Origin of the sequence: Paramaledivibacter caminithermalis DSM 15212 (genome assembly GCF_900142245.1) — a bacterium.
Lineage (GTDB): Bacteria > Bacillota > Clostridia > Peptostreptococcales > Caminicellaceae > Paramaledivibacter > Paramaledivibacter caminithermalis.
The window spans coordinates 9957-29584 of the sequence record NZ_FRAG01000013.1; the positions used below are offsets into that span (position 1 = coordinate 9957).

At 29.6% G+C, this 19628-nt stretch carries 14 protein-coding genes; all 14 read right to left on the reverse strand.

Going from position 1 to position 19628, the window contains the following annotated elements; all coding sequences use genetic code 11:
* Positions 1–9: 9 nt before the first annotated feature.
* Entirely contained in the window at positions 10–2535 is a 2526-nt protein-coding gene (locus BUB36_RS06910) for a VWA domain-containing protein (protein WP_073148399.1), read from the reverse strand.
* The gene (locus BUB36_RS06915; RefSeq protein ID WP_073148401.1) at positions 2519–4234 is read right to left on the reverse strand and encodes a vWA domain-containing protein; all 1716 of its coding nucleotides are present in this window, start codon (positions 4232–4234) and stop codon (positions 2519–2521) included. Before BUB36_RS06915 ends, BUB36_RS06910 begins: the two co-directional genes overlap by 17 nt.
* Positions 4235–5074 carry a DUF58 domain-containing protein gene (locus tag BUB36_RS06920; protein ID WP_073148403.1) on the reverse strand — a complete coding sequence of 280 codons (840 nt, stop codon included), beginning with the start codon at positions 5072–5074 and terminating at the stop codon, positions 4235–4237.
* A 1-nt stretch (position 5075) separates the two neighbouring features.
* Positions 5076–6047: an AAA family ATPase gene (locus BUB36_RS06925; RefSeq protein ID WP_073148405.1), complete on the reverse strand. Its 972-nt coding sequence runs from the start codon at positions 6045–6047 to the stop codon at positions 5076–5078.
* On the reverse strand, positions 6028–7587 hold the full coding sequence (locus tag BUB36_RS06930) for a hypothetical protein (protein ID WP_073148407.1): 1560 nt from the start codon (positions 7585–7587) through the stop codon (positions 6028–6030). The genes BUB36_RS06925 and BUB36_RS06930 overlap by 20 nt, the downstream gene beginning before the upstream one ends.
* Positions 7547–8344: a hypothetical protein gene (locus tag BUB36_RS06935; RefSeq protein ID WP_073148409.1), complete on the reverse strand. Its 798-nt coding sequence runs from the start codon at positions 8342–8344 to the stop codon at positions 7547–7549. The genes BUB36_RS06930 and BUB36_RS06935 overlap by 41 nt, the downstream gene beginning before the upstream one ends.
* A complete protein-coding gene (locus tag BUB36_RS06940; RefSeq protein WP_073148411.1) occupies positions 8337–10385 on the reverse strand; it encodes a hypothetical protein in 2049 nt (682 codons plus the stop codon). The genes BUB36_RS06935 and BUB36_RS06940 overlap by 8 nt, the downstream gene beginning before the upstream one ends.
* 57 nt (positions 10386–10442) lie before the next feature.
* Positions 10443–11603, reverse strand: a complete 1161-nt coding sequence (locus BUB36_RS06945; RefSeq protein ID WP_073148413.1) for a DUF4430 domain-containing protein — start codon at positions 11601–11603, stop codon at positions 10443–10445.
* Positions 11604–11817: 214 nt separating this feature from the next.
* Entirely contained in the window at positions 11818–12513 is a 696-nt protein-coding gene (locus BUB36_RS06950; RefSeq protein ID WP_073148415.1) for a transglycosylase domain-containing protein, read from the reverse strand.
* 315 nt (positions 12514–12828) lie between these two features.
* Positions 12829–13746, reverse strand: coding sequence for a serine hydrolase (locus BUB36_RS06955; protein ID WP_073148417.1), 918 nt, complete (start codon positions 13744–13746; stop codon positions 12829–12831).
* 14 nt (positions 13747–13760) lie between these two features.
* Positions 13761–14963: an MFS transporter gene (locus BUB36_RS06960; RefSeq protein ID WP_073148419.1), complete on the reverse strand. Its 1203-nt coding sequence runs from the start codon at positions 14961–14963 to the stop codon at positions 13761–13763.
* A gap of 397 nt (positions 14964–15360) precedes the next feature.
* Complete coding sequence (locus BUB36_RS06965) at positions 15361–16752, reverse strand: radical SAM/SPASM domain-containing protein (protein WP_073148421.1); 1392 nt, start codon at positions 16750–16752, stop codon at positions 15361–15363.
* Positions 16753–16796: 44 nt separating this feature from the next.
* A complete protein-coding gene (locus BUB36_RS06970; protein WP_073148423.1) occupies positions 16797–18116 on the reverse strand; it encodes a metallopeptidase TldD-related protein in 1320 nt (439 codons plus the stop codon).
* A gap of 14 nt (positions 18117–18130) precedes the next feature.
* Positions 18131–19597, reverse strand: a complete 1467-nt coding sequence (locus BUB36_RS06975; protein ID WP_073148425.1) for a metallopeptidase TldD-related protein — start codon at positions 19595–19597, stop codon at positions 18131–18133.
* Positions 19598–19628 lie beyond the last annotated feature (31 nt).

Sequence of the window (19628 nt, forward strand, 5' to 3'; positions counted from 1 at the left end):
CCTCTGGAATTATATTTTTCTTAAAGCAATATCAAATATGAATAATAATAATGATAAGGGCAATAATATAAAGTTTAAATCAGTTTTAGATTTATTTTTAATTATGGGCTGTTGGAATACATTGTCATCTTTATTTATAACCTTTCCTTTGGCTATATTAGCTAAGGATTGTATCTTTTTTATTCCAGAGCCATTGTTTATTGAATACTCTATTGAATAGCTCAAATGTATCTTCTTGCTTAAGCTATCAATTATTTCATCATTATTCTTTAATCTTACAGTAATTAAATAATCTCCAGCTTGAGCTAAATAAAATTTACCACTGTACTTTCCTAGCGAAATCTGATCCATTAAAATCTCATCTCTTAAATTCCCAGAATCCTGCAGAACTACTATTTCCATATATTCATCTTGTTCAGGTGAAGCTACAGACCCTATTACCTTCACTTCACCACCATTTGTTTCTAGTTGTACTTCCATTTTTTCTTTAAAATTATTTGATATGCACCAGTTAATTAATCCTAACCATTGATCCCTAAATCCTCTCCACTTAATCCATTCATGGCTCCACTTACCATTTAAATCAGAAGTCCATGCTATAACCTTTCCTAACCCATATCTCCAATAAGCAAGGAGCGGATCATCTAAGGGAGTCTTTAGAATTATACTGGCATTTTCTTTTATACCTGTACCGATGTATCCCTTCAAGCTTGGCAATGGAAGCCTTGGAAAATAATCCGTATCCTGTACTTGTATTGCCTGAAATTCATCATTATTTATATATTTCTTAGTAGCTAAATAGGTTTCCTTAGCGAAAATTTTAGGTATTGTTTCAAAGCTTTTAGCTATATAATTTCTACCCTTTCCATTATCCGACAATTTTTTTAGTACTTCTAAATCGGCATCACTCCCTACTGCCACCGAAGAAAGTGTTATTTTGTTTTCCTTCATTTGTTGAAAGTAAGGCTCATAGCCCTTTTTTTCTCCTTGCCCATCGGACAAAAGTATGAGATGTTTTATTTTCACTGGAGCATGCTTTAGTTCTTCTATGCTTTTCTTAAGACCTGGTAAAATCAAAGTTCCACCCTTTGAAGAAAGCTTTTCAATATTATGTATTATACTTTCCTTATCATCCACTGGTCCAAAGGGTACAATCCATTCTAAAGTATCTGAAAATGCAAGTATTCCTAAGTAGTCTTTGCTTTCTAAGATTTCCAATGCTCGAATGGCAGCTTCCTTAGCCATTTCGATTTTTTTTATACCATGGCTTTCATCCTCCATACTTCCTGAGCAATCTATGGCTAATATTAGTCCAGTATTGGGCTTTTTCTTATCTCCCTTCATGTGACAGCTAACTGGAAGTATTTCTTCTAAAACAGTATTCCTATAGCCTCCCAAGGCAAAGCTATTTTCACCTCCAACTATCATAAGCCCTGTTCCAAGCTCCTTTACGCATTTTTTTAGGTTGTTTTCAAAATTAGAAGTTAATCTGGAGTGAGGAACATTTACTATAAAAACTCCCTGAAATTTTGATATAAAATTCATATTATCTGGTACTTCCTCTGGAGAATATTTAACTGCATCTAAACCAGCACTATTAACAAGTGAATTAATAATTTTTATATCTTCCTCATATCCAACTATCAAAATTTTAGACTGTTTATCAATCTCTATGATTTTATTAGCTATATTGTTTCTTAAATTTTTATCTCCATCAAAGTTTATCTCCCCTTTAATTTCTATGCTTTTTCTACTTTTTAAGGGTATATGGAATTTAAATATATTTTCTCCAGGATTCACCTTTAACTTTTTCATAAGCAACTGCTGATCTTTAGAATATAGGAAGAACGTCCCTTTACTCGTAACATTACTATTTAGCTTTAAAGTTACAGGAATTTTACCTCTTTGGTAGATATTTTCAGGTATATCTAAAGAGGTAAGCTGTACATCCTGATTAACACCAGAGCCTAATGGATATACATATAAATTTATTTTATTGTCCTCTAGCCTATCAAGTATGGATGCAACATCTCCCATATTTTCTCTACCATCGGTAATTAATACCAAACGGCGATTTGTGTCCTTTGGAAAATAGTCCAATGCAAAATCCACAGCGTATTCTATATTTGTAAAATTGGGATTAGGCTCCGAGGATAAGTTTACCTTATCTATAACCCTTTGTATTGGAATATCGATCATAGTATCTCCTGCAAAGCTGATTATTGCCGCTTTGTCCCTATTTTTTTTGTTGCTAAGCTGGTTTTTTATATATATCTCTATCTCATCTACTGAATCTTTCATACTCAGGGATCTATCTACTAAAAATATAGTGGTAGTATTCTTTGAATTTAATTCTAAAGTCATTCCACTCAATACCCCTGCCAAGGAAAGTATCAATAATATTCTTGATATAACCCACAGTTTTTTTCTTTTAAAGGGTAATTGTCTCCAGCAATTAAATCCTTGAATAATAAAATATCCTAATATTATAAGAGGTATTATAAGTAGTCCTATGTTATTATCTAAGCTTAACATCACGCCTATAAACCTCCCATTCAACAATCAACAGCAGTAGCAGAATTGATATTATTATATTTCTAAAATCAAATCTCTTTATGTTTTTAAGATATAAACAATCATCCTTATATACAGTTTTAGAATCTTCTGCTTTATAATCTGAAATTACTTCCTTAGACGGATTAACAAAAAAGTTTTTGACTACTTTATCTTCTTTTACCAATTTATAAACTCCAATTTCCTTTAAAGCCACTGATTTAGATGAAATTTTCTCCTTTATACCAGAAGGAGTTATTAAACTTAAATCTTCTTCCTTCACATATACTTTATCCCCTAGCTCGTATATTTTCCTTTTTTCACTTAAAAACCATTTAATCAGATTTTCTATTAGTATAGGAAAATCTGGCTGTAAAGGTAAATTGGTCTTATTAAAATCTATGGTGGAGTATATTTTCTTTGAATCTTCTGTTTCCTTAAATCCCATTACAGGTTTACCAGAAACCTTAAGGATAGTTTCCATTTCTTCTAAATCTTTAACTATAGGAATATTTTCAACATATGTATTTACAAGGTCTAAATCATCAGAAAAACTATCATTTGAAATTTCAATTCTACCTGATTCCTTTATAGCTCCATCCAATATACTGTCATCGGGATTTAAAAACCATATGTTATCTCCCTTAGGAACTTTATCCTCAGATAGCTTTGTATTTATTATGTATAAGTCATAGTCATTTTTTACTATATAATCATTTTCAAACTCTACATCTATATAAGGAATACTGAGGATAACTTTTTTTAGAAAATAATTTTCTCCTACCATAAGAACCCTATATTTATACTGATTTCCTATTGGTAAGAAAAAGCAATTATCTTCCTTTAGCATATCCTTCTCAAGAATAGACATACACAATACTGTTGAGTCCTCCCAAACCTTTGACCAGCTTAAATTTGCAATTTCATCTCCTTTAACCTCCAATTTTTGCATATCTTTTCTTCCCTGTTCATCCTTTAATTCAACCACAAAGGAGTTCTCTTTTTTATCATAGTTTTTAATGCTAAATAGGGCAGTATTTGAATAATAATCATATTTTCCACTTATAATGCCAATATTCTTAAACTCACCGCCTATCTTTATATTTCTATCTCCAAAGGGTAGCTTCTTATCGCTAAATACTAAGGATAGGTTAGGCTTTAAAGATAATACTTTATTTGCCTTTTCTGTATCTAAACATTCATATGTGCATTTTATATTTTTAATCTTGTCTTTCACATCTCTTTTTCGTCCATTTTCTATAACTATTTCACTATTGCTTTTTAAAGCTATAAGGTCTATAAGGACATCATCATCTATTTCTTCAATATATTTTTTTATTTCTTCCTTTGCCATATCAAACCTAGATTTTCCATTTTCCACAGCTTGCATAGTAATTGAACAATCTAAAGCTATTGTCAGTTTCTGTCCTTTAAAGGGCTCTAGTCTTACTGGTCTGGAAAAAGCTATTACTATTAGGCCTCCTATTAAAAGCTGTATTAAAAGTAGTAGATATCTATTGATTTTTTTATATCTTATCCCTTGTACCTCCTTTATTACTTCATCCCACAATCCTATATTTGAAATTTTTATTTCAACAGCCTGTCTTTTCTTAAAATGAAGTATTACTATAATAGGTAGCAACAAGGATAATAGTAGTCCAAGGGGATATAATAAACTCATCTAAGTCACCTCAGTTATCTTATGTAAAATACTAATATAATCCATATCTGTAGTTGAATAAACATATTTTACATCTCTACACTGGCATATTTCTTTATTCTTTTCTACGAATTTCTTTATCTTCTTTATATATATATCATTGATTATTTTATCTACTTGTATCATTCTGTTTTCGTTGGTCTCAATGTCTATAAGCTTTATCTCTCCATTATAATTTGGGTTTATTTCTTCAGGGGCTAATATATGCAAAACTACTATATCTTGCCCCTTTGAGCAAAGATAGTCTAACGCAAGAGATAGATTTTTACTAAATAAATCCGATATTATGAAGGTCTTTCCGTATCTAAGGCTTCTAAAGCCCTTTAATAAGCCAAATTCAGTCTTTCTTTTTCCCTTAACTTCCTTTATAGGATTTATCAACTGATAAAAATTGTATTTACCTTTAATATCTTCTCTAAGAATTTCGATTTTTTCATTTATTGTATAAATACTAAGACTATCCAATTGATTCAATGTTATATAAGCAATTCCTAAGGTTATCATCTTAGCTGTATTTAGCTTATTAGGTATACCAAAATCCATGGAAGCACTGCTATCTAAAATTATATTCACCTTCATTTCTCTTTCTTCTGTAAACTCACGTACATAAAATTTCTCGGTACGAACATAGGCCTTCCAATCAATCCTTCTTATATCATCTCCTGGAATATAAATGCGATGACCATAAAAGTCATGGGAACTTCCAAGTCCCTTTCCTTTACGATTGCCGACTGCCCCTGTAATCAACCTTTTCTTAGTTGATATTATAAGATGTTCTATTTCTCTTAAGAATTCTTCCATTTTATTTCACCCTCTTAACAATATCCTTGATTATGTCATCAGTATCTACTCCATCGGCTAATCCACGGAAATTCATGAAAATCCTATGCCTAAGGCATGGATATGCCATATCTTCTATATCATCATAGGAAACATTAAATCTTCCTTCAGCCAAAGCTCTAACCTTAGCTGCTTTTATCATGGCTTGTACACCCCTAGGACTAACTCCACACTTCACGTAGTCCTTCACAGCTTGAAACTGACTTTGCTGGGGGTGAGTAGCAAGCATAATCCTTATGGCATATTCCTTTATAGGTAAAGCTATAGGAAGCTTCATCGCAATTTCCTTCATTTTTAGTATTGCTTCTTTATCTGCAACTTTTTTTATTTGAAGGATATTTTGTTTACCAGTAGTAATATCTATTATTCTAGATAGCGCTTCCATATTTGGAATAGAAATCTTAAGCTTGAACAAGAATCTATCCAATTGTGCCTCAGGAAGTGGGTATGTTCCTTCCATATCTAAAGGATTTTCTGTGGCTAATACAAAAAATGGTTCTGGTAATTTATATGTATCTCCTCCAACTGTTATGGTTTTTTCCTGCATTGCTTCAAGCATGGCACTTTGAGTCTTTGGTGTAGCTCTATTAATTTCGTCTGCCAATATTAGAGAATTAAATATAGGACCTTTTTGAAAGGTAAAACCAAAATCCTCTTCCTTCTTATTAACTATCACCGTACCTAATATATCTATGGGCATTAAATCTGGTGTAAATTGGATTCGAGCAAAGGATACATTTAAAACTTGGGATAAAACCTTTACCAGTTGAGTTTTACCTAGACCTGGGGTACCCTCCATCAAAACATTTCCTCCCGCAACTATGCCAATGAGCATATTTCTAACTATCTCCTCCTGCCCAATAATAGCCTTTTTAATTTCTTCCTCTATGGCTTCAAAGCTCTGCTGAAAATTTCTAATGTATCTCTTCTCCATCTAATTCCCCTCCATTTAGCCGACTGAAATAATCCATTATAAGTTCTCTTCTTTTCAAAGGTATTTTATATTTATAAACATACTTCAACCCATCTTTTTGAAACTCCTTTAATGCTGCTTCCAATATGCTGCTCTCTCCATCTATAGCTAAAACCTTATTTGAAACCTGATGGATAATAGTTCCCGAATCATTGATCTGACCATAAATATTGGATACAGAACTTCCATCATCACCAAGGCGTTCATTTTTACTATTTTTATCAAGTTCACCCAAGGTTTCTTCTCCACGCCCTTCATCAGAAGCTCTTTGGTGTCCTCCTCCTATTCCACAGGAACTTGTAACTGACTTATTTCCCCTACCTCCTATGAACATTTTATTTTCATCACTATCGGAAACCTCTCCTTTTCTATAATCCATATTCTTTCCCTTATCAAAGGTGGAAAACTGGTAATCACCAACTTGATTTTTCATTCCATTGTCATCTTGAGCCATTAATCTTTCCTTTGCTTCTTGAAGTTTGATCAGTGTATCTTCCTCTATATTTTCTTTATTATACTTAATCATTCTTTTTAATTTTTCTTTATTTAAAGAATTGTTGGCTAATTCAGCTTCTATTTTTTTTAAGATATCCTTTGTATTTGAATTATGGGGTTTATCCATTTCTTTCTTTAGATTTTTAAGAAATTTCTGCTGGTCTTCCTCAGAAAAATTTGTATTTAATCCTATGTCTAAATTCTTGTCTATATCATCGTTCATTAGTGAAATTTCAAAGCTATTCTCCATAGCTAAGGTACCATTAAAAACTCCCGATAAAGCTTCTATCATATCATATGTATTTCTCACGTCTATTCCTTCTATTTTCCTCTGTGTTTGTGAAATCTCTGTCGCTGCCTCATTAAAGCTATAACAGCTTTCAAGCTTCTTTTCTAATTTCTCTAGGGTATTAATCAAATCTTTTGAAGCATCATCGGAAGCTGAATCAATTTTCTTTTCCTTTATATCCCTTATTTTTTTTGCCTCTTCCTTTATCATTTTATTTATATCTTCACTTTCCTCAGCTATCTGTCTTGCATTAGAAGGTAAAAAATATACCCCAAGGGATAATGAACTAATCAATGCGGCAATCAGAAGGTTTTTAAATTTTATTTTTACTTTATACTTTTTTACAATATCCATGTTTTCTATGATATGCTCTAAATTCTCCATAAAAACCTCAACAACTGGTGACTTATTGTCCTTATACTCTATATAGGTTACAAGCCTATCCTTAAGACCTAGACTATCTCCAATAGTGGCTGCCTCTTGCAGTAGTGGTTTTTTGAATAATCCTATAGATATAAAAATTATAAGAATAAATAATGCCATATAAACTACCTTCCTAAAAACATAGACTATAGGATATATATGAGAAAATAGTATACTTAAAAATAAAAATATTGACGATACCAATAAACCCTGTATCATCAGATTCAGAATTCTTTCTCCCCAAATTTTACCTTTAAGCTTTTTCAATGTTTTTTCCGCTGGATGACTTTGCAATATTCTTACCTCCCAATTCATAAGACACCTTTTTAATTGTTAAAAGCAAACTAAGTATAAATATAAAAACGCAGAATCCTATAGTATAAATTACTGGAATATAGCCTATATAGGTGGGTGACCCTGTCTGTAAGTAAAGCAGTCCTACAATTGTTAATAAAGGATTTACAAAAAATCCCATTGGTATGTCATTATCATAGACTGTAGTAATAACCAGTCTTCCATATTGGCTATAAAAATACAAAAATACTATTGTTAAAATAATCACAGTAAACATAAATAAAATAATAAATAATTCCTTCCACAGCTTGTCACATTTTAAGGTAACTAAATATCCCCGTATGCTCAATACAGCCATTCCCCATGCAGCCTGTATAAATAGCGGTAATACAAAGTTAATGTGGTTTAGATTTCCAATTATAAAAATAGCAATTATAAGGGGAACTAATACAAAGGCAAGTATAATTATTTCTATAAATAAATTCCTATAATACCTGAGGATTGTTTTTGTAATCCCTAATCCTTTTAATCTATTATCAAGTAAATTTTCTAATTCTCCTTTATCCCATAGCATGAATAAAAAGTTGGAAAAAATAAAGCTAAAGGTAACTAAATATACATATGCATCTTTATATACCTGAGGTTCATAGCCTTCTCTTTGAAAAATTACCATAAACATATATCCAGCTAAAAATATAGTGTCTACTATTAAGTAGACTAGAATTAAGATTAAGTTTCTATTATAAACTTTATCCATTCAACTCATCTCCTAGGTTTATAAATCCATTAACGGTTATTTGAGGAATCAATACTCTGCCACTACCCCTTACTTTTATTGTTAAGGGTTTATCTTGAATAAAATCCTTTAAGCTATCACCTCTTAGCTTTTCCGATGTAACTGTTTCCCATTGTTTTTCATTGTAATTGTAAACCTCTAACTCCATCATGCCACCTTCAACCCTAGTATGAATTGTAATCTCACTAGGCTCCATATTTATAGGCATTACATAATAAAGCTCTAGTTCTTCTCCTTTTTTAAGCGTATATTCGTTTTTAATCCTATTTAGAGGTTTCTTATTACACTTAACAACAGGTTGAATCAGTCTAAAGGGTATAGATACCTCATCTGACTCTGAGCTTAGAGTAACAGGAAATACATTTAATCTTAATTCTTTAATCTTTTCAGCTTTGCCATTTATATTTATTTTTTTATCTCCACTGCTAAATCCAAGCAGCTTACAATTTAATGCTCCTTCTCCTATTTGTTCATGATAGTACTCTAAAAGCTCTATATGATATTTATTTAATCCAGCATTTTGGGATATAGAAGTAATATAATTATAATTACCTATATTAAAAAGATTATGGTCAAGTCGATACTTTATTTCTATTTTTCCTCCACCATCTATATCTCCAATACTTATAGCAGTATCACCTACTATTAAAAAACTATTATATAGCTTTACAGCCAGAGGATTAAATATTTCTCCCCGAAGTATTTCTTCATTTAATTTTAGCTTTATTTGCGGTTTTTCTTGTTTTATTATTCCTTTCTGGAACAGATAATGGGGCTCTTTGGTATCATATATTATCCTGCCATCAACAGGATCTATAGCATATTTCGAATTTGTCAATTCTCTACTGTAGAAATGGGGAGTCAAATCTAAAAGCATTTTTTCTTTATATGGGTATATATTATTTAGGGAATAGGATATACCATATTCTTCATATGTACTAATACCTGTACACACCACTTTATTTTTCTGTATTACTCCTGACCAAATCAAAGCATAAAAAAACATTATGATTCCAAATACTGTTGCTAAAACTATTCCTCTTGATCCTTTACGCCAGATAATAGCCCCTGTAATTAATAGAATATATAGAATTAAAAAAGCTGTTAAAGACAACATATAATTTAGATCTGGCTTAAACAAACTGTCTGCCACATATTGCAAATCTTGTGCAGACTGAAGCTGCTCATTTATTCTACTTCCATTAATTATCCTATCCAATCCTTTAGCTGTAATATTACTGTCGATTATATCCTTTATCATTTCTATATTTTTATTGCCTTCAAGCCCTTCCTTTATAGGAACGACAGTACCTAAACCTGTCTTTTTTCTACCATTTAGGCCTGATAAGATTCCCGTCAAGGTTTTATGCCTATATTTTCCTGCCCCAACTAGTAATAATCCTCCATTATTTGTCCAATCCATAAGCATCTGCTGTTTATCCTTTTTTAGATTAGCTATAATAAAATTATCTACAACGATTATATTAAAGTTATTCAATTCTTGTAAGCTATAGTCTAAATCTTCGTTTAAATTTACACCTATAAAATCTGTTTTCTCCATAAGAATACCCTCTATACTTTTTATATGATACAATTTTTCAGAAGCTTCGCTTAAAAATCCTACGAGTACCGAATTGGAGACTAAAATTTTAGGAGAAATATCCATAGTAACAATAGTATCCTTTGCCCTTGAAATACTTGCCTTAATTTCTGTATTTGCCTTTATAATAGGTATTGAAAATCTATATACCTTTTTAACTCCTTTAGATATATTTATTGGATGACTATATATCATTCCATCTACTTCTACCATTAAATGACCTTGGACTTCTTGTTCCTTTGATTTTATAGTTATTTTTATAGGATTAAATTCTCCTATCCTGCATATTCCTTCAAATCCCATTTCTACATCCATAGATACTAAAGCATCAGCATAAACTTGCCCATAAAGGATTATAAAGGCTAGCGTCATAAGTAAAAAAATCATCCTACTATTATTCATTTATAACGATTCACTTCCTTACTTTAAGGATTCAAAAATAATAAAGATTTTTTATTTTTAATCCAAATATGGTACATTTTCTATACCTTCTTTGGTTATTACTGCTCCAAAATGCTGATAAATTTCTTCTGGTCTTTTCAGTAGTATCTCTAGAGCCATATTTACTCCTTCATCATCTATTCCTGTTACAAGCCAAATCGGTTTAGTACTACCCATTCCAGAGGAATGAGCATGTATAACCCCTGCTTTTTCATCGTAGACTTTTATTACTTTCCCTTTAAAGTTTAAAGAGTAAAGCTTGTCCTCATGGAATTTAACATAAAATCCAATAAGCTTATTCTTTGTATTGATTTTTTGTAATAATTTACTATCATTAGATAAATCCTTCCATTTCCCCAGAAGAATATAATACTTTTTGATTTTCCCCAAAACCGACTGATTATATGGAGTTATTTCTACTTCCTTAACGCCCTTATCTATTAAACTTGCCTTTAATTTTTGAGCTTCTTGTTCAAAGTCTTCTGTATACATAATTACCGTTCCTGGATTTTTTCCTCCAAATCCATTCTTAAAGGGTTGTGGATAAGAACCTATAACTGCTGGTATAAACATAGAAGTACTCCAATCATGATAATCCCACCAAATTACATCATCGGGCTGAGGACGATATTCTGCAATTCCTACAGGGGCTAGTATACCGTTTACCCAATAAAACCAATCCATCTTTTCCCTTTCAGCTCCAGTATAAAAAGTGAATTTTGATTCCAAACCATTGATAGCATTAACAAAACCTCCACCGTATGCCGTCTGTATATCTAGATTTCGGAACATGACCTCCATTCCAACCTCATCCTTTACCAATCCTACATTCTTACCAAAGATTTTTGTATGTCCAAAATCCCTTGTGACAACTAGATTTACATGATATGGGCTTTCTATATCTCCTGAAGCCTTATATATCCTAGAATTTTCTTCTGCTGGTCTTCCTTCCTGATATTTTATTTCTCCTTGTACAGGACCCTTATATCCTTTGTATGTTACATTGTCTATTATTACAGATAATCCTTTTTCTTCTTTATTTTTACTTTCCTTTCTTTCTTCTTGTTTCTCATCTATATTTGTAATAACCCTTTTATCTTCGTTTTTACATCCACATAAAGAAAGAGTCATAAAAACAATAAGTAAAAAAATAAGTAATTTCTTTGTCAATTGATTCATATAACTGTTAATACCTCCTAAAAACAAAGACTAGAGGCATTACCTATATCCTTTATATAGATAATGCCTCTAGTTCTCTAGTCAGCATTTAGCTTATTATATTTATATTTATTATATATTCTTCTCTAAGAATAGTCTATTAGTTTTCACTGTTTATGTCAAGTCACTTCTTCAATTACCATAACCTGCATTATAAATCTATCCATAGGATATTTTACTGAAAAATACATATCATTTGTTTTTTGATCTTTTTTTCTATTTCTTTACTTATATATCCATTCTTAGACATTGAATCCACCACAATTTCTTGTCTTTTCTTAGCTCTTTCAAGATATTTCTTTGGATTATAAAGGCTGGGAGCTTGAGGAAGTCCAGCCAGCATAGTGCACTGTGTTACTGTAAGGTCTTCGACGTTTTTATTGAAATAAGTCTTACTTGCAGCTTGGATTCCATGGGCTCCAGCTCCATAGTAAATTGTATTTAGATACATTTCTAAAATCTCTTCTTTTGTATATAAGCTTTCTATTTTAACCGCTATAAATAATTCTTTTAATTTCCTTTTCAAACTTTTTTCACTGGACAAAAATAAGTTTTTGGCTAATTGTTGGGTTATCGTACTTCCACCCTGAACAACTTCTCCTTCCCTTAAATTTGATATAAAAGCTCTTCCTATACCTAAAATATCGAATCCATAATGCATATAAAACCTTTTATCTTCAACAGCTAATATAGCATCCACAAGTTCCTTAGGAATTTTATCTATCTTTGTATAGTCAGGGGTACTGGATGAAACTTTCTTAATAAGGTCTTGATCTGCAAAATAAAATTCATTTATATCTTGATACACACAATAGATAATACCCATAAAACAAATTGCCAATGCTATTATAAACATAATTATTCTTTTCATCTTAGTATCCCTCACTTTCTTTATATCCGTATTATTAATTTTATTATATATATACATCAAAATAGGTACAATTGAATTAGATTACAATTGTTTTATTGAAGCTTACATTTTTGTAATGTTATAAAATCTAAAATCGGGTAAGAAGAAGAAAAGAAAATATTTTATGCTAATATTTTACTGGTAATAGTTTTAATTTTTCTTCTAGTACTCTGTTTAAGCTATGTAATTTATTGCAAAAAGTTTCAGTTTCTATATAAAAATAAAAGGACAGATGAACTATCCCCATGTCCTTCATATTCCAAGCCTAAGCCCCTGCTATACATATTTTTCATAAACCAACTTAGTAATTTCAGCTATAGATAGATTAATTTTATAAAAATCTGTTCTAATATTATTTGTAAAAAAAACTAAAATTATTTGCTTTCCATTTACGTCAATGAATCCACAATCATTTATTACTATAAATTTATTGTCTTCTGCAATCGTTCCAATTTGGTTGCCTATATTCCATTCGATATTTGGTGGTACCATAAAACGCATTCTAAATCTTGCACTTTGTTGTTTTAAAATTCCCTTTGCAATATTAGTTAATTCTTGATTAATAATTTTACTGCTTAAAAAATCGTTAATATATTTTCTAATTTCTAAAGGTGTTGAGTAATTATATCTACAATAATCAAATTCTTTATTCCGCTGAAAACATTCTTTTCTATTAAAACTATCCTTGTTTTCTATAAAGAAATCATAAAATTTCCTCCATGTATTAAGCTTTTCACAATATGTTTCATCTAAACCATATGAAAGTATATTTAGTTCTAAAATAGTAAGATTTACTTTTGTATCATAAAGTTCAAGCTTATGAAACCTTTTATTTAAATAATCTTTCCCTAGTAGATTTATAAAATAATCAGCTATTATACTGTTACTAAAGGTTATCATAAGATATAATAATTCTTTTATAGAAAAATCTTTTCTATTATCAAAATAATCAAATATAGTCCCCTTAAAAAAGCCTAATTTACTACTTTCAATTTGTTCATTTAAAGAAATTTTATTATCTTCAACTAATTTCAAAACCTCAATTAAAATAATCATTTTTACAACACTAGCCAAATGAAATCGTTCATTTTCTCTTTCTTCAAATATCACTTTATTAGAGTTAACATCATACAAGCTTATTCCATAATTAGCCATATGTGGTTTTATTATTTTACGAATATCATTAATAATCAAATTTTTCCCCCCATCTAAGCAATATTTTCTTTTTCTTCCTTTAATAAATTATATCTTTGTACTCTAATTATTATAAATGATAAAAAAGTATAACAAATTGCTGAAGTTAATAATACTGTTCTAACATTAAATATATCTGCTAAAAATGTTCCTAAACTCATAGAAATTAAATGAAAAGGTCCAAAAATTGTTCCAATATTTCCAAATACTTGTCCCCTCATATTATCAGGAGTTATTTTTTGCACATTAGTATGTATATTTATAATTGTACTAAATAATGTAATATTGTAAATCAAATAAACAATAGTTGCTAAATAAAATTTTTTTACATTTAAAAAAAGTACCATTATAAATCCTAAAGCAATTAAACCATTCCCAAATATTGTATTGACATCATATTTATTTTCAATAATTCGAGCTATATAACTCCCTATTATACCTCCTATTCCTACCATCATCATCAAAATTCCATATTCAGCATTTCCTTTTTCAAGATACTTAATTACATAAATTAGCATTAATGGAGATAACATTGAAAAAAACAACCTAAAAAAAATCCCTAGAACAACATAAAATTTGAGAACTTTATGAGTAAACATGTATTTAATACCTGTCAGTAGATTTTTTTTCAAACTTCCTTCTTTATCTGTTTCATTTGAAAAGACAATCATCATTATTATTATAGCTCCTATAAAATATGAAACACTATCAAATACAAATATAATCCTACTGCCAACTAAAGAAGTAATAATACCTGCAAGACCTGGTCCTATTATTCTAATAGTAAAAGAAGTACCACTTATTAACCCATTGGCCTTAACTAATTCCTCTTCTTTTACAATATTGGGCAAGGATGACATTCTAGCAGAAATATAAACCTTATTAGATATTGTCATAAAAAAGATTACAATATAAACTACAAATATATATTTATTTACAACCAATAATAAAATCAATATACCACTTATCAAATTAGAAAATACCATTAATCTTTTTCTGTTATATTTATCAACTATAAGCCCAACAAAAGGTCCTGATATTATACTAGCTAGAATACTTGTCATGGTGTATATACCAATATCCAGTGCTTTACCTGTTTGTTGATATAAATAAATCATAATCGCATAAAAGCTTATTGATGAGCCTAACGCTGAAATTGAATAAGCTAGCCACATTTTGATAAAATTGCTGTTTTTAAATATCCTATATCTATTCATTACTTCATCCTTTCTTATTATTATAAATATTTTTTGATGATAACCTATCCTGTAAACTCTATCTAAAATTTGAAATTAGAGAAGGTAATTCCTTCTCTAATTTCTTTCTTTGCTTTAAAGTTTTAAGAAACAGGTTTAACAATATCACCTGAAATCCTCATACATGAGAATTCTAGTGACTTAGTAGATTGTTTTTTTAATGTTTTCATCCCATTAACCCCCTTTCTTAAGATTTTGCATAATTACATTTTATTGATTCTTCAACACAATATATTCAGTTTCACTGATTAAATAGAAGATTTATATTGTGTAAAAAGAATTTATATGAAAAATTATGCAATTTCCAAAACCATTAAATTTTTATAATTTTTCTTCTTGTTTGCATTATATGCCCTGCTTAATATCCACGAAATTCTTCTATATTTAAATCTTTAAAACAAACTTCTGGCTTCATATTTAAGTTATAAGTCCTATACCTCGACCATGCTAAAGCCCTACATTCTCCAACACATTCTACTCTATATGAACACTCCATACATTCTTCATTTATAGACTTAACATTATAATCCCGCATAAAATTTAATAGCTTTGAATTTCTCCAAATATCAGTCAATTTATCTTCTTTTATAGTCTTATCCCAACAAATACTTTCTCTATCTTGAATGTTATTACATGGATAAACTTCTCCTTTAAAATTAACATATACCCATAAGGTTCCTGCTCTACAGAATATTTCTCGATCTTTTTCAATTTCTTGATCTATTGGGCAATCAATTTCCATATTACTGACTTTTTTTCTTCCTTCTCGAACATAGTTCCGAACAATATCATATTCTTTTTTACTCATCCAAATATGATTTTCCTTAGCTGTACCACACGGTACCGCTGGAATTATCCTTAACATCTTAACACCAATTTCCTTTGCCAATTCAAACATTTTATCAATATCATGTAAATTATTAGCATCATGTACTCCCATTGGCTGTACAATCATATTTATTTCAGCTCTCATGCCTAAAGAAACAATTTTTCTAAGTCCAGCGACTGCATGTTCAAATGAATCAATTCCTTTTTTTGGTTTTCTTAAAAGGTTTTCATGTTCTCTAATTGGCGAAGTTAATGATACTTGATAACAATTTATTCCTGCTTTTTTATAATCTTCTGCATATTTTTCAAGATTATAGCCATTTGTTAACAAGTATATGCTCACAGGCTTTCGTCCTAATATAGCAAGGGATCTTTCTTTTATTAAATTTGCTATTTCCATAGTTTTTTCTTTTTCTATATTAGGCTCACCTCCTGTAAGACACCATTCTAAAAGTCCAAATTCTTCTAGCATAGGATCAATGACATTTTTTTGAAGTTCGTCTTTTCTATAAAATAATTTGCTGTCAATGTTACGAGGTGGAATATAACACCATGTACATCCGTAATTACAATATGGAGTAACTTCGATAATTGGTGTTGGAGGTGTTATAATCCCGTTTTCTTTTTTATCAAGCATATTTAAAATAAATATAGGATCATAATTGCATAATCTTGGCATATTTTCTTTATAAATAAAATTCAATATTTCTTGTGTTTTTTTCAATGATATATCATATTGTAAACATTTATCTCCAAGTGCTTTTTTAAAAATATGCTGATCTCTTTCATTGTATTTTTCCCTTAAATCCAAATAATTCAAATATATTATAAGTGATTCTTTATCAGCACTCCATCTCCCTTTAAAATATGCATCTAATATAACAAACTCATTTTGACTATTTTTATATAAAACTGCATGCATATAAACACCCCTAATAATTCTTTATTTAAAACCACATTTTATCTTTATAAATATAAAACAACATTAGATGTTTTTAATGCTGGAATATAGAAGTTTTCGTATTTTAAGGTTTCTGAATATAACGTGGCTGGATTTCTTAAAATTTCAAAAATATTACCGCTTACAGAAAAGTTTAAAAAGCCAGATTTAACTCCTTTAATATACAATTCACCCATTTCTACATCAAACTTGAAATTGCCAGTTGCTATGTCACCGCTATATCCAGCTAAATTTTCTATCAATATAATCGGTGTTTCATCTTCTAGTAAGTCCTCAACCTTTTTATCAGAACCACGAATAATCAAATTACTCAATTCAGTATGTGACAAGTTTACAGCATTTCCAGTTTCATTCAACCCCCATTTAGAGAAGTATTTTTTTGTTTGAGTTGTTAATAATGGTGTCATAAATATTCCTTTTTCAAAAATAATAGTCTCCTTTCTAGGAACTCCTTCAAAATCAAACTTTAATGACTTTGTACCATGCTTCATGCATCCATTATCGATCACTGTAAGGTTTCCTAAAATTTTTTTCCCAATCATTTCAGGTCTTATAAATGTTAATCCTTGAGAAATCATTAAACCGTTTAAATTTGGCTCTAATATTAGCTTAAATATCCAAGTTAAAGCTTTCGGTAAAAAAACAACTTTTTCTATTCGTGAAAGGTCTGATAATACAGTACTAGTCTTTGTCTTTTTACTAGTAAAAAGCTTACTTGTTTCCTTTTCTACCTCCTTCCATTGCTTTGTTTGATATTCAAACCTTTTGGTTCCATCTTTATAAAATAAATATGTTAAAATGTTCACATTTGTATCTTCTAAGTACAAATGAATACCTATAGAATTGAAATAATGCCTTTTCATTAATTGTAATGTCATGACAAATTCCGAACTAACACATTGAGTTTTCTGAATATGTTGATAAATAGCTAATGATTTTTCTTTCATTTTTTTTAAATTTTTCTGTTCAATAATACTTTTAATTTCTTGATTGTAAAAATCCAAATTATTATATTCATTATTTTTTGAAAAATATATTTTCCCTTTCGGCAAAGAAGATTCAAGTAACTTTGATAACATTATTTTAATTTGATCAACTACATTTGTCTCTAAAGATATAGTTCCTAATCTTCCTTCATTAGTCTCAATAACGAAATCAAATATATATCTACATCCTACCATTGGCACATTATAATAATTGATTTTCCCATTGGTTAGCCTCAAATCTAAGGTATAGTATCTTGTTACGTTAAAAAACCATTTTTTTATATCTGAATTTTGATTCAAAAAATTAATCAATTCGTTATATTTCTTTTCAATTTTCACTTTTATCACCTTTGTTAAAAAAACTTTATTGTATCTGGTTTTTTAAATAATGTTAATTCAGGTCCTCCATCGGAGGTTAAGATTAAAGTTTTCTGTTTTGAACAATATCCAAATGTATCTACTCTCAATTTCCCAAAAGATTTTTCATAAGAATTTAGTAAATCTAAAGCATTCCCAGTAATTACTATGTTCCTAAATCTTTGTATATCTCCTGCTGCACTTATTAGATAAGCTAATGGAATACTTATCCTAAAATTTAAGCTTGACCAGCTAGCATTTCCACCAATCCAATCAAATAAATATAATATTTTTTTATTATTACGTAAATACCCCTTCAACCCTAAAACTTTTTTAACACTTTCCACATCATATATATTTAAATCAACTTTCTCATCATAATCATTTGGAGCTAAATATATACTTGTCATCCTACATTGTGGTCTTTCATAATAATATTGATTTCGTGCATGTCCATTAGCATCTGAAGATATGTATTTTGATAAAATCTTATCTGTCATAGCTCCTATCAAAACACCATTTTTAACTAAATATTTCGGTCCCCCCTTTATGCCATGAGAATCTATAATTTGCTTGCCACAGTTATCAATTGTAGAATCACAAATTATGTTCAAATTTTTATGGACTATCCTATTATTTTTTTCTTTTAGTTCGGTTAACTTAGAAGAACCATTATATATGTTATCTCCTTCTAGGGCATGTCCTAATGCTTCATGAACTATCATTCCCATAAGACTATATTCAACCGCCAAATAGTCATATTCAGGACATTCACATAAAATTCGTGCATCCTTTATCTCGTTAATCAGATATACTCCTATATTAAAAAATTTATCTATTTCTTTTTCATCTATCATTGCCGTAGTGTTATATGCTTTTCTTATAAAATATGAAATATCATTTTTCTCTGAAATCATTTTCGACATAAAAAGATTACATGGTTTATCATGAATAAAAAATACTCCCCTATTATTTGCGTAAATCTCAATCCTATATTTTTTACAAAATTCAATATTAATTTTGTCAATGCTTTTATTAGTTGGCAAATGAGAATTAATCAACCATATTTGTTCGTTTAAACCTTTTTTAAAATGACTATATTCTCTTGAATCAGAAATATTTATTTCTGATAAATAATCATCCCAAAATATTTCACAAATATCATCAAGTAATTCCTGATCAGCAATAATCATTGCTTCCTCAATCAAATTCTCAAATTCAATATCCACATCCAACGTCCTATAGCTTACACCTGCTCCACGTTTTGTATAAACTCTGCACTGAATGCCTTCAGTACACATCCATCTTTGACTTATCCATTTTTTATCTGAAAATAAACATTGGTCATTAGAATCTAAAATTATATGGAATTCAATAAAATTTTCCTTAGAGTACAAATTAAATGATGCCTGAATTTGCTTTTTAATATTTTTAAAAAAGTTTTCATACATTATTAATGCCATACTCCTTTTCCCTATAGAAAAATATAAAAAT